8 protein-coding genes are annotated in these 13,587 nt (G+C 44.9%); 6 read left to right on the plus strand and 2 right to left on the minus strand.

Annotated features, from left to right (window positions below; genetic code table 11):
- Nucleotides 1-110: 110 nt before the first annotated feature.
- Complete coding sequence (locus tag AC5JP1_RS05740; RefSeq protein ID WP_493843485.1) at nucleotides 111-2,900, minus strand: heavy metal translocating P-type ATPase; 2,790 nt, start codon at nucleotides 2,898-2,900, stop codon at nucleotides 111-113.
- Nucleotides 2,901-3,492: 592 nt separating this feature from the next.
- Here AC5JP1_RS05740 and mrcB point away from each other — a divergent pair.
- From mrcB to purH, 6 genes are all read left to right on the plus strand, one after another.
- A complete protein-coding gene (mrcB, locus tag AC5JP1_RS05745; RefSeq protein WP_493843486.1) occupies nucleotides 3,493-5,937 on the plus strand; it encodes a penicillin-binding protein 1B in 2,445 nt (814 codons plus the stop codon).
- Between the two features lie 46 nt (nucleotides 5,938-5,983).
- Nucleotides 5,984-6,799, plus strand: a complete 816-nt coding sequence (locus AC5JP1_RS05750) for a tetratricopeptide repeat protein (protein WP_493843487.1) — start codon at nucleotides 5,984-5,986, stop codon at nucleotides 6,797-6,799.
- Between the two features lie 187 nt (nucleotides 6,800-6,986).
- Nucleotides 6,987-7,913, plus strand: coding sequence for a 50S ribosomal protein L11 methyltransferase (gene prmA / locus AC5JP1_RS05755; protein WP_493843488.1), 927 nt, complete (start codon nucleotides 6,987-6,989; stop codon nucleotides 7,911-7,913).
- Nucleotides 7,914-8,075: 162 nt separating this feature from the next.
- Nucleotides 8,076-9,251 (plus strand): MJ0042-type zinc finger domain-containing protein, encoded by a 1,176-nt coding sequence (locus AC5JP1_RS05760; protein ID WP_493843489.1) that lies wholly within the window; start codon nucleotides 8,076-8,078, stop codon nucleotides 9,249-9,251.
- 180 nt (nucleotides 9,252-9,431) lie between these two features.
- The gene (fis, locus tag AC5JP1_RS05765) at nucleotides 9,432-9,794 is read left to right on the plus strand and encodes a DNA-binding transcriptional regulator Fis (RefSeq protein WP_443524491.1); all 363 of its coding nucleotides are present in this window, start codon (nucleotides 9,432-9,434) and stop codon (nucleotides 9,792-9,794) included.
- Nucleotides 9,795-9,943: 149 nt separating this feature from the next.
- Nucleotides 9,944-11,524 (plus strand): bifunctional phosphoribosylaminoimidazolecarboxamide formyltransferase/IMP cyclohydrolase, encoded by a 1,581-nt coding sequence (gene purH, locus AC5JP1_RS05770; RefSeq protein WP_493843490.1) that lies wholly within the window; start codon nucleotides 9,944-9,946, stop codon nucleotides 11,522-11,524.
- A 162-nt stretch (nucleotides 11,525-11,686) separates the two neighbouring features.
- On the opposite strand, the gene AC5JP1_RS05775 is transcribed toward purH, so the two are convergent.
- Complete coding sequence (locus tag AC5JP1_RS05775) at nucleotides 11,687-13,561, minus strand: SurA N-terminal domain-containing protein (protein ID WP_493843491.1); 1,875 nt, start codon at nucleotides 13,559-13,561, stop codon at nucleotides 11,687-11,689.
- Nucleotides 13,562-13,587 lie beyond the last annotated feature (26 nt).

Raw genomic sequence — 13,587 nt, forward strand, 5'->3', positions numbered from 1 at the left:
ACCGCCTTAACTACTTATAATTGAAGGCGGTTTTTTTATGGCTGAATGTTACAGGCTTGGGCTTGCTTAACGTCAATGCATTCTTTTAACGTCAGTGCGTTCTGAAGTGACTAGGCACGTTTTAGACGCAGCGCATTCAACACGACAAACAATGAACTAAGCGACATACCAATAGCAGCAAGCCATGGTGGTACATAACCTAAAGCCGCTGGTATCAGGACAATACTGTTGTAAGCGAGCGCCCAGCGGAAATTTTGCTTAATGATGCGCTCTGTTTTATCAGAAATACGTTTAGCAGCAGTGATGGCCTCTATTTGACCGTTTAGGATAATACTATCACTAGATACTTGTGCCAGATCTGCCGCACCAGCAATTGAGGTGGACACATCTGCTGCTGCCAATACTGGCGCATCATTGATGCCATCACCAACCATCAATACGACCGCGCCTTTGGCTTGCAGCTGCTGAATATGATTGACCTTGTCCGTCGGAGATAGACCATTATAGGCAGCCTGCATTCCTAAGCTATCAGCCATCGTCAGCGCTTGCGGGCTTGGATCCCCTGTTAGCATCACAGACTCGATACCTAGCCCTTTTATAGTATTAAGCATCGTTTGAGCACTATCTCGCACTTTATCATTAAAATAAAAGCATGCCAGCGCCTGCCAGCCATTGGTATTTGCTTTTTGGCAAGACAAAACAACAGCTGAGCTTGCGCGATGAGTTAGTAAATCGATGGTCAAATCATTGTTTTTTTCAATACTATTTATATCACTGTCTAAAGCAAAACCTTCATGACCGATGCGATATCTCATACCATCAATCATTGCTTCCACACCACCTGCCGGATAGTGCTGTACTGCCCGCGTCGTTGGTAGATGTAATTGATAAGCAGCAGTTAGCAGAGCGTGTGCAATCGGGTGACGACTACCGACTTCTAAGGCAGCTGCAATTGCTAATAGCCTATCTTTTTGCGCTATTGACGACCCATCATCCGTTTCTGTCTGATCTATTGGTGCCACCAGTTCAATATGTAATAGATTTGGCTTACCGTAGGTCAGCGTTCCTGTTTTATCAAAAGCAATATGAGTGATTTCAGCCAGCGTCTGTAGCGTATGCCCGCGCGTCGTCAAAAAACCATAGCTGGCTAAGCGATTGGTGGAAACAGTCAACGCTATTGGCGTCGCCAATGATAGCGCACAGGGACAAGTAGCGACCAATACAGCGACCGTTGCCCAAATAGCCTGACTTGGATCGACGATATACCAGCCAACAAATACTAAGACTGATAACACTAAAATACGGGCGACAAACCAACGTGCCAGCTTATCCGCTTGCTGTGCCAGTTTGGGCTTTTCACTCATCGCCCGGTTCATTAGCCTATCGATGAGACCTATCTGACTGTCTTGTGGTAGCGCTGTAACTAGCATCTCAAACGGTTGGCTATCGTTTTGTGCGCCGCCGACGATATAATCGCCTTGGGTCTTGATGATTAAGTCACCCTCGCCCGTCAGTAAGCTCTGTGACACGGTTGCCGTCGAGCTCAGCAAGATACCGTCACTGATAATCTCTGAACCTGCCTCAACCAAAATAACATCACCCACTTGCAAGCTGTGAGCCGTCACCATTTGTTTTGACGATACATCACCTTCTAACGGTGAGGTTGCATTTTTTTGATTACGAGAGTGCTGCCACTCTTGCGCAATATCTGATGTGAGCTGATGGACATCCGCATCTATCTTCTGCATAAAGTTAGGCATCACGTCAGTTGCAGAGACTGCCACCTCATGAGACTCATTTTCGATACTGTCATCTTGCTGAGCGCTATTGCCCCTAAGCTGCTGCAAGATACGCGCTGCCGCTGCTTTGTCTTCAGCCACTTTTTGGACCAATACAGGCTCGACCACGACCAAATCATTAGCCATAGTGGCAGCTTTTAGACGTGCATTGTGCTCGATATAACGCCCTGCTAATAAAAAGAATATAAACATACTGACTGAGTCGTAATACGTCTCCCCTTGTCCAGTAACGGTGGCATAGAGGCTGGCAAAAAAAGTAATAATCAGCGCCAGACTGACGGGCACATCCATATTTACTTGGCGTGCCCGAATCGCCGACCACGCTGAGGTAAAGAACGGGATACCTGCATAAAAGAAAACAGGCGTGCTCACAAATAACGATACCCAACGCAAAAAATCGCGCTGGAATATCAACATATCGCTATATTCACCAAAATAGAGCGCAACAGCGTACATCATCGCCTGCATCGAACCCAATGCTGCAATACCGAGACGCAAGAGCATTTGATTATTATGACGTGCCAGCATGGCCTCATGAGTATCTTGCCGATAAGGCTTGGCTTCGTAGCCGATTTCATTAATGACCGCTAGAATGCGACTGATTGGCAGCATGTCTTCATTCCAGACGACGCGCATACGCTGATTGGTCAGATTTACCTGACACTTACTGATGCCTTGTAGCTCATCAAGACGCGACTCAATGAGCCACGTACAGGCAGCACAGCGCAAGTTATTAACAGACAACTCGGCAACTGACAGTCCATCTTGCGCATAGACGAATTGCGACTTTATCTCATCATGATCGTATACCTCAAGGCGCGTCAGCTGAGTCGGCAAGCTTGCCGTACGGTTAATCTCCGAACGGTCAAGATAATATTGTTCAAGACCTGCCTCTACGATACTCTGCGCTGCTAGCTGACAGCCCATACAACACATCTCACGCGACTTGCCTAATATCTCGGCATGAAAAGGTGGCTGCGGTACAGGATCGCCGCAATGGAAGCAGTGATCAGCCAATGGAAGCACTAACCCTTCAATAATAGAGTTATCTTTGTAGGAATGAGTGGTGGTAGATGCTACAGATGATGAGGTACTAGACATAGTCGGCGCTTACTTCCTTTGACAAGCTTACTCAAAACGTACTCACTAAAAGCAAGCTTGCTGTTATTGACTATTAATTAAATAAGAACAGTCATTTTTGACGATACTGACATTACTACTGGTTGAAACTGTTACTAATTGGAGTTACTACTCGTTAAGATTACTATTGATTGCGACTACTATTAATCGAGACTGCTATTAATTGATATTGGCATTGCTACTGTTAGCATAAAATAAACAGCAGAAGGCTGATGGTAAAAATAAATCCAGCAGCAGTTTCATACAAATTACATCGTTGCAGCAATAATAAATTGTTATCCTATATACGTTTATCAACGCTATACAAGTTGCTCACACCTCACTGCTCTTAACGGTGTTTCAGTTAAGATTATACTACAAGCAATCACCCTAGGCAGTAACATCAGCACTGCTCTGATGCCAATGAATGCGCCCGTTGACGATGATAGATTGAAAAATTCATCAATTTACGTCATTATGAGGCAGTTTTTTATCCAAAAATGGTGCGACGTCCGTGCAAAAATCCAATTTTAAGTTATTAAATACTAAGTCAGCTCCATCATCTAAGCCTGCTATGAGTACATTACCTTCACAGCAGCGCGGCTTGGTGTTTAGTAGCCTTCTATTAATTGTTATCATCGCAGGCATGGTGCTCTTGGCCCTGTACCTGATCAAACTTGATCGCACCATTACCCATAAGTTTGAAGGTAAGCGTTGGGATATTCCAGCCAAAGTATACTCGCAACCACTTGAGCTGTATCAAGGCGCCAACGTCGATAGAGATACGATGAAGACGTGGCTAGAATTGCTTAATTATCAGAGCAATAAAGCTTACGATCGCACTGGTACTTACCATAGATCAGGCAATACTTATTTTATCCATACACGCGGCTTTACTTATAGCTCCAGCGACAAAGATGCTGAGCAAGTCATCAAAATGACGATTGCTAATAATAAAGTGGACTCTATTCAAAGTACCGTACCTGCCAAAAGCGGCATCATACGTCTAGAGCCGGTGAATATTGGTGGTATCTATCCTGATAGTAATGAAGATCGTATGGTGGTGTCTTTAGATGACGTGCCTCAGCCATTGATTGACGCTTTGATTGCCACCGAAGATCGCGCATTTTATGAGCATAAAGGCGTCTCGATACGTGGTATCGCTCGTGCTGTTTACAATAACTTTTCTGGTGGTGCAAGACAGGGCGGCTCAACCATTACCCAGCAGCTTATCAAAAACTTTTATCTCAACTCAGATCGCACCATAAAGCGCAAAGCCAACGAAGCGTTAATGGCAGTATTGCTTGAACTGCATTACAGCAAAGATGAGATCCTACAAACGTATTTAAATGAGATTTATTTGGGTCAAAACGGCAACCGCTCTATTAACGGTTTTGGATTGGCTGCACAGTTTTATTTTGACAAGCCACTCAATGAGCTACGCTTAGATCAGCAAGCCATGCTAGTCGGTATGGCAAAGGGACCAAGTATTTATAATCCTCGTCGCAATCCAAATGATTCAAAAGCACGCCGTGATGTGGTACTTAATAACATGCTCACAGTAGGCACGCTAAGCCAAGAGGATTACGATAAAGCTTTAGAGCAGCCTCTTGGTATCGTGGACAAGCCTGCAGAAGGCAAAAGCCAGTTCCCTGACTTTTTGGATATCGTTAAACGCGAGCTCAACACTGTTTACTATTCAGACGATCTCAAAAACGAAGGTCTCATTATTATCAGTACCTTAGACCCTATCGCGCAATTAGCAGCAGATAAAGCAGTTGATAAGAAACTTGGTGAACTGCGCCGTAGCGGTAGCAAAACTAAAGACTTGCAAGGGGCGCTCGTCAGTGCCAACCCGGAGACTGGTGAACTGGTTTCTGTCGTCGGTAGTGGCAGTGAGTTCACAGGATTCAACCGTGCTGTTGATGCCAAACGCCAAGTTGGTTCTTTATTGAAGCCTATTATTTATATGACAGCGCTTGAGAGTGGTCGCTATAACTTGGCAAGCTCAGTGGATGACTCCCCTATCACAGTCAACCTAAGCGATGGTACCGACTGGAATCCCAAAAACTATGACAACCGTGATCATGGCTATGTACCTTTTACCACAGGATTATCGCAATCTTATAACCAATCTGCGGTACGTCTGGGTATGGAATTTGGGGTTGATACCTTTGCCAAACAACTACGCCGCATGGGAGTTGAAGAAAAGATACCACCGTACCCGTCAGCGCTGTTAGGTTCTGTCAATCTTAGCCCGATGGATATGCTGGGTATTTATCAGGTCTTTGCCACTGGTGGTTTCCGCACCCCTATTCATAGTATTCGTACGGTTATTGACGATCGTGGGCGTATTTTGCAGCGTACTGGATTGAACACTCAGCGTAGTATTCCACCTGAGACCAACTTTTTGACGAACTATGCGCTACAGCAGGTGGTTTCAAACGGTACCGCCAGACGTGCCCAGTCACTTGGTAGCAATCTAAACCTTGCTGGTAAAACGGGAACGACGAATGATTACCGTGATGCTTGGTTTGCAGGCTATAGCGGCAACTATGTCAGTGTGGTTTGGGTTGGCCGTGATGACAACAAACCTATTGGCCTGAGCGGTGGTACTGGTGCGCTTCCTGTCTGGGTTGACTACATGAATCGTCTAAAACTTACCCCTGTAGCGTTACCAGAACCAGAAGGTATAGAATGGTTGTGGTTAGAGAACAACTCAGGCAAGCTGTCTAATGAGCGCTGTACCAATGCGCGCTATTTACCAGTCATGTCCGCGTATCTACCAGAAGAAGCCAGTAGCTGTGCGCTGAGTTTGTACCAACAAGATCGTGCCCGTGAGCAAACGCAATTCCAGAACCAGCAAGGTGCCATCAATCAGCAGCGTCGCCGTGAAGGTTTAGAGATTCCAAACGGTGAAGCAGTTGAGAACACGGATTCAGAAAACAGCAATGAGCAAGACAATGGTAACGAAGAACGCGCTGATACTTGGTACGACCGTGCTGTTGAATGGTTCTAACGTTATTTTTGATATTTAGCTTTTAATATTTAAAAAAGGTCTCGACATGATCCCATCTTTACAGCAATTTGCCACTGTTAAAGAAGAAGTGACTCAGTGGCGCCAAAAGCTGATGTCAGCCAACACTATGCTTGTAGGTGGTGCCTTAGCCGGCATGCTGAGTCTCAGCGCTTGTCAGACCGTACCCAGTACGTCGACAACTGCGACAAACACAGTACCGATACAGACAATCCCATCATCACAGCCGCCAGTTGCAAGCACAACAATCATCACCCAGGCGCCCATTGTTGACGTAGATGATGAAAATGAGTATCCAGTTGAGCCTTATATCCCACCTGAGCAGCTCGAGTCGCCAAACCCATTGACGCAAGAGGCGCCTATATTTGAGCCCTCTACTCCAGTAACGACAGAGCCTGACCTAGGCATTGCCGTACCCTCGCGTAATGACTATATCATCTCTGAGCCATCAGCACCCTCCCATAACGATTTACTGGAGCAGGCACGAAAAAACTCGCAACAACGGGCGCAACAGTCGACCAGCAACAACAGTACATTGCCTGCATTTCGTAACTTGATGCAGGTCGGTATCAATCAGCTAAAAGCCGGTCAACTGACCAACGCCGAAAATAGCTTCACTCGCGCACAGCGTTTGGCACCTAAATCATCCGCCGTGTACTTCTATTTGGCCCAAGTCGCCTTGAAAAAGAACCAACCACGCAAGGCAGAAGCAATGGCGCGGCGCGGTCTTAGTGTGTCACAAGATGCCAATCGCAGACGGGCACTGTGGCAAATTATCTTACAATCAGGTCAAGCCCAAGGTAATTCACGCGTTATCAATGAAGCAAGGCGAGCTTTGCGCTAATAGACAGGTACATAGTTGATAGACGATACATAGTTAATAGGCAGATATCTAACTGATAGGGATCTACTCAGAAACCTATAAAATTTCGAATTATTATTTGACAGATATTTGGCGTCCCACTTTCGACACCAAATATCTGTCTTTCATTCAAAATACACATTTATTATTTTAGCTTAAGGTTATCTTTATGGCATGGCAACAACTGCACTTACAATGTGAAAAATCAAACGTCGATTTGGCCGAAGCGCTTTTATTAGAGGCCGGTGCTCTATCAATTGCCCTAGATGATGCAGGTGATCAGCCTTTGTTTGAACCACTACCAGGCGAATCCCCACTGTGGGATGAGGTGATATTGACTGGTTTATTTGACGCGACTACTGATTCTGGTAGCCGTCAGGCTGTTGAGCAGCTCAGTCATGAAATCGCAGCACAAGTACAAGCAACCCGCATTTGGCTAACGGCCGTTGATGACAAAGACTGGGAGCGCGAATGGATGAGCAACTATCATCCTATTGAATGTGCCAATGACTTATGGATTGTGCCAGACTGGCTAACGCCGCCTAACCCTCAGGCGACAAATATCATCATGGATCCAGGCTTAGCTTTTGGTACCGGTTACCATGCTACAACTCGTCTCTGCCTTGATTGGCTGACAGAGCAAGATCTGACAGATAAAGTGGTCATCGATTACGGTTGTGGCTCAGGTATTTTAGGTATCGCTGCTTTATTATTGGGTGCACGCCAAGTATATGCAGTTGATATCGACTCGCAAGCGGTGCTCGCGACCAATCAAAACGCGGTACGCAATCATGTGGGTGACCGTCTGCAAGCGTTTTTGCCAGAAGCATTTACTGAACACTGTTCGCAAAACGATATCTTACCTGTAGAAGTCATCGTCGCAAATATCCTAGCAAAACCTTTAATTGGCTTGGCGCCTTACTTCTCAACCTTGATTGCACCAAAGGGCCGTATTGTTTTAGCAGGCTTGATTGAGTCACAAACTGAGCAAGTTATGACCGCTTATCAGCCCTATTTTGCCCTCGATCCTAAACATGCTTTTACCGCTCAAGAAGACCAACATTGGCAGCGTTTATCTGGTACATTTACTAGCTAGCAACATTTAATTACATCTGTTACGATAGAGGGCAGTCAAACGTTAGGTATTTGACGCCACTCTGTCTTTGCTCATGATTGATATAATTTTAAGAGCACTGTAGGTAGCTGTTGGTGAGTGGCGATGCGGTATTGATAACCATACTTTTTTGGATTCGGCCCTATGACCACCCCTATAAAAACTCAGTGCCCTCATTGCCAAGCTTACTTTAATATTCAACAAACTCAGCTAAATAAAGTCAATGCTACCGTCAGCTGTGATCAGTGTCATCAAAGTTTTTTGGTCAACAAGAACCTCGTCGTAACTTCTGATACCTCAGCAACTCAAAGTACCAAAGCAAAACGTCCTAATACTAAACCGTCACTCAATCAAAAACGTTCATCCGACACTCTCATTCATGATGATCTTATCTACGATGATATGGATATTGATGAGCCAGAGGATAATCCTACAGAATATGCCTCTTTAGATAGTATGGATGCTTGGCTGACCCAAGTCAGCAACACACCTTCTACTACAGAAACATCAGCTACTGGGCAACACTCGCCCTCTGATATTAAACATAAAAATAACGATCCAATGGCAAAACCTGCTACGACACATGTGGTACCAGAGTCTTCCTCGATAGCACAAGAAGTCCTCAGTTCTGCAGCTGCCAATGATATTCACGCCAGTGTAGATGATACAACTGACAACTCATGGCTTGAAGCACTTCTTGACGAGCAAAGTAAACGCGACGAAAAGCCAATAAACGACACAGATTTATCACAGCTACTAATAGATATGGGTGTTCCTATTAGAGATGAAGAAATCTCTGCCGCAGAACATGCAAAAATAGCACAGGCACATTTTGCGCCCACATCAGCAGCACTTTCGATCGCCTCTATACTTTGGATACTCGGGTGCTTGGTATTGGCGCTCCTACTTGCTGCACAATATGTTATGTTTAATTTAGAGACTTTAGTCAAGAATCCTGCCAATGCCAAAAGGCTACAAGCCGTATGCTCTGTTGCAGCGTGCAGCTTGCCAAGTGCAGACTTGACTGCTTTTACTATCACTACTCCAAATCATAGAGCCAGCCAAATACAAACAGCGGGCACATTTAGCGATATAAGTGCGACACTTAACAACCAAAGCACACAAGCGCAGCTCTATCCAAATATAAAAGTTAGTGTTTATGGCGCCGATAGCCTTATCGGAGAGTTTATTGCAGCGCCCACCGATTACTTATTGGGTAAACAAAGCCAGCTACCTGCTAACGACAAAAAACGTCTGCTGTTTACTATACCCGTTGACGACAGACAAATCCGTGAAGTTACCATGACACCACTTTATTGATTTTTATTGGTATCAGCATAAATATTTTTCATAGGTGATATGCACCATACTTACTCTCGATGCGTATCGTTGTAATCAAGATAGCCATCAATCTGTCAGCGTTAGACGATATTAATTTGATATACTATTATTCTGACATCTAATGGTTTGACACTTTTTTCATTTCAAGGATATTATCTTATGGCACCTCATGCACAGCATAATGCCCACCATTTTGCTAAAAGCTCTGAGCATCCTGCCGACTATAATAAAGAAGACTATCACTCCTCTACTCATGATTTTTCGCGCTCTTTAGATAGTGCTGCGAGTAGCGTACAACAACCTCTGCATGTACATGTTGAGCGTGTGGTACGTCAATACTTTGCAATGCTAGGTGACGAGATGCCGACCGACCTATACGAACTGATCTTAAAACAGGTTGAGGAGCCTCTTTTATCTGTGGTTCTCGAAAAGACTCGTGGCAATCAAACCAAGTGTGCGCAAATATTGGGTCTGAATCGGGGTACTTTACGCAAAAAACTCAAAACCTACGACTTAATGTAGCACTGCTATATGAGCTTACTCATCGTCGCTAATTATCATGCATGGCAATTGAATATTCATAGCTTTATCTATCACGATAGAGTTTATGCTCATTGTCATCACCACCTTGCCAGACGTTTACGTCAGGCTTTTTTTATGGAAGATTTTTTATGAGTACAACCCCACTTGCCCTACTCTCGGTCTCTGATAAATCCAATATCGTTGAGTTTGCTCAAGGCCTTATCAAAGCAGGTTTTGGCTTACTCTCTACTGGCGGTACTTATCGCCTACTTACAGAAAACAATGTTGCCGTGACTGAAGTTTCAGACTACACCGGCTTTCCTGAAATGATGGATGGTCGTGTAAAGACACTGCACCCTAAAATCCATGGTGGTATTTTGGGTCGTCGTGGAACAGACGATGCGATTATGAGTGACCATGCCATCGAACGTATTGATTTGGTGGTCGTAAACTTATATCCATTTGCTGAGACGATTGCTCGCGCTGACGTGACTATGAACGACGCTATCGAAAACATCGATATTGGCGGCCCTACTATGGTACGTTCAGCGGCAAAGAATCACGCTCATGTCGGTATCGTAACTGACCCTGCTGACTATGATCGCGTGATTGACGCTTTAGATGGTACCACTGAGCTAACAGCTGCGCTGCGCTACGATTTGGCAGTCAAAGCCTTTGAGCATACCGCACAGTATGACGGTATGATTGCCAATTTCTTAGGTAGCCGTGTCAATGAGACACAAGAGCCAGAAAACTTCTCACGTACATTCAATGTACAGCTAGAAAAAGCACAAGACCTACGCTATGGTGAAAACCCGCATCAAAACGCGGCATTTTATACTGAAAACCAACCCCTAAAAAGCCAGCAGGCTTCTATTGCAACGGCCAAGCAACTACAAGGCAAGGCGCTATCATATAATAATATTGCCGACACAGATGCTGCCCTTGAATGTGTAAAAGCCTTTAGTACCCCTGCTTGCGTAATCGTCAAGCATGCCAACCCTTGCGGTGTTGCAGTTGATAATGATCAAGTAGCGGCCTATCGCACTGCTTTTAGCACTGATCCTGAATCTTCTTTTGGCGGTATTATTGCATTCAACCGTCCATTGACCCTTGCTGCTGCAAAAGCGATTATTGATAATCAATTTGTAGAAGTTATCATTGCGCCTAGCATTGAAGATGGTGTGCTTGAAGCGACATCGACTAAAAAGAACGTACGCGTATTGGTATGCGGTGAGCTACCAGCACCAGATCAACGTGATAGTCAGCTAGACTATAAGCGCGTCAATGGTGGTCTACTGGTACAAGAGCAAGATCTTGGTTTAATTACCGCAAATGATCTAAAAATCGTGACTGATGTCCAGCCAACTGAAGCACAAGTTGCTGACTTATTGTTCAGCTGGAACGTCGCAAAATACGTCAAATCTAATGCTATCGTTTATGCCAAAGGTCAACGTACTATTGGGGTTGGTGCAGGTCAAATGAGCCGCGTCAACTCAGCACGTATCGCTGCTATCAAAGCAGAACATGCTGGATTAGCTACTGAAGGTGCGGTCATGGCCTCAGATGCCTTCTTCCCTTTCCGTGACGGTATCGATAACGCTGCCGAAGTGGGTATCTCTGCTATCATTCAGCCAGGCGGCTCTATGCGTGACAACGAGACCATTGCTGCCGCCAACGAGCATGGTATTGCGATGGTATTTACAGGTATGCGTCATTTCCGTCATTAGACTGTAATGTCGTTTTATAGATTGACATAAATAGCAGTCGTGATATTCAGCTGCTACTTATAATCAACCTTCACAATATAAGTGCTATCCAAAAAAAAGCCACTGTAACGTTACAGTGGCTTTTTTTCGGTCAATGCTTTTTTTTAGTAACAGGATAAACGCTTAGCGCCCTTGCGCGTTAGCCATATTAGATTCATTGATCTCAACCTGATACATCAGACGCAGATAATCTAAGTAGTCTTGCAACTGATCTTGACCCAAATTGTCACGAATGATGCTAGCGGTCTGCGCTCGTTGCATATCAGACAGTGGTGACTGTTGCTCAGTTTGGATGCGATCACCCACCAACAGCGTTGCACCAAGCTCAGTCTCACTAGCAAGGGCTACCACGTTACCATCAGTAGCTTGCTTGCTAAAAGCCAAGCCGCGCTCTTTGTCTGTTAGCAGTGTCGTTTGACGGTTTATCTCACCCAATGCTCGTAAGCTTACTGACTGCTTAGAGATATCACCTGATGTTTTGATACCAGCAGCTACCGCCTTGGCTTCTTTTAGTGCCAATGCTGTGGCTCTTTGCTGACGTAATATCTGAGTGATTCTTGGTGTAGCAGCACTCAGAGCAAGCGTCTTGGTAGGACGATAGTTGGTTGGTTGTACCCATACCGTACCATTACCGACTTCTATACCGGCTGTTACTGCTTGATCTTGAATCGTAAACTCATCAAAAGCCTGTTTGACCACTGCTGGTTGCGACAGGACTGAGCTGTTGTTTTGTTTGCGGTAATCTTCGATATTTTTTAGCGTCACATTCTCTTGCTGCGCTATATCTTCGATACTAAAACCATCTGCTGCCAAATCATTAATCGACGTTACTTTGTCCGCATAAATCTCTTGACGCTTATATTCTTTCGCTTTTGCTGTTAGCTCTTCACGCATACTCTCAAGACTCGGTATTTTTTCACCATTGTCTTCGGTAACTGTAAATATCTGATAGCCAAAGCTGGTTTTGATAGGTGCGGTCACATCCCCAACGCTCAATCCTTCTAAAGCGTTCTGAACCGTATCAGCATCACTACCAAATACAGAAGGGTTGAAGCGACCGATATCACCGCCTGTTTCTCCTGAAGGGTCATCTGATTCTGTTTTGGCCACAGCAGCAAAAGACTCGCCTTTTGCTAAGCGCGCTCTGATTTTGTCTGCTCGTGTCTTAGCGTCATCACCCGTCAATAGAATTTGGCTCACTCGGCGCTCGTCAGTAGCAGCAATACTTTGCTTATACGCTTCATACTGCTGCTGTAATTCTTCTGAGGTTATCTCATCGACTTTGATGGTCTGCGGGCTAAGCTGGATGTAAGCCAAATTGACCATCGCCGCACTTTTTAATGTGTCTTTGTTGGCATCATAGTACGTTTGGATGTCGGCTTTGCTGAGCTTGACCTGATCTGCGTAGTCTTGCCAGTTAAAACGGTGTATCCAGACATTGCGTGACTCTAGTTGTAAGTCAATTAACTGACTAACCGCCTGCATGGGATATACCGCTGTCCCTACGATACTGGCATTCAATTGATCCAAACTTAGCTGATTACGAAACTCTGCAAACAACTGGTTTTTGGTCATACCACGTTGACGCAAGAAGTTTGAAAACTGGTCATTAGAAAAATTGCCATCCGCGTCTTTAAATATATCTTCTTCGCGCAGTAGACGATTGATCGTATCATCAGAGACTGTCATGCCAAGCTTGCCCGCCTGCTGCTCTAACAGGGTACGGTCAATCAGACCTTTTAGCACTTGTTCATGCAGTACGTCTTCATTTAATAAACTGGCATCATCAACTTGCTCGAGTATTTCGCTACGGCGGTTATTGACGGCAGTCTGATACTCGGACAACCCTACGCTTGCCTCACCTACCTGAGCGACTTGATTGGGATCAACTCCACCGCCAAAATAGCTTTCGACACCCAATAAGGCAAGTGGCGATAGGCATAAAATCAATAAAATGCGACCCGGCCAGCTTTTTAAGAAATCGCGCAATTTATCCATAGTTATCTCTGCTTTATTAACCTATA

Source organism: Psychrobacter sp. H29, from assembly GCF_059073055.1.

What these genes read in the sequence shown, in the direction of transcription:
- AC5JP1_RS05760 (WP_493843489.1), top strand. Translation starts at nt 8,076, where the DNA reads ATGACCACCCCTATAAAAACTCAGTGCCCTCATTGCCAAGCTTACTTT.
- AC5JP1_RS05740 (WP_493843485.1), bottom strand. Translation starts at nt 2,900, where the DNA reads ATGTCTAGTACCTCATCATCTGTAGCATCTACCACCACTCATTCCTAC.
- AC5JP1_RS05775 (WP_493843491.1), bottom strand. Translation starts at nt 13,561, where the DNA reads ATGGATAAATTGCGCGATTTCTTAAAAAGCTGGCCGGGTCGCATTTTA.
- fis (WP_443524491.1), top strand. Translation starts at nt 9,432, where the DNA reads ATGGCACCTCATGCACAGCATAATGCCCACCATTTTGCTAAAAGCTCT.
- AC5JP1_RS05750 (WP_493843487.1), top strand. Translation starts at nt 5,984, where the DNA reads ATGATCCCATCTTTACAGCAATTTGCCACTGTTAAAGAAGAAGTGACT.
- prmA (WP_493843488.1), top strand. Translation starts at nt 6,987, where the DNA reads ATGGCATGGCAACAACTGCACTTACAATGTGAAAAATCAAACGTCGAT.
- purH (WP_493843490.1), top strand. Translation starts at nt 9,944, where the DNA reads ATGAGTACAACCCCACTTGCCCTACTCTCGGTCTCTGATAAATCCAAT.
- mrcB (WP_493843486.1), top strand. Translation starts at nt 3,493, where the DNA reads ATGAGTACATTACCTTCACAGCAGCGCGGCTTGGTGTTTAGTAGCCTT.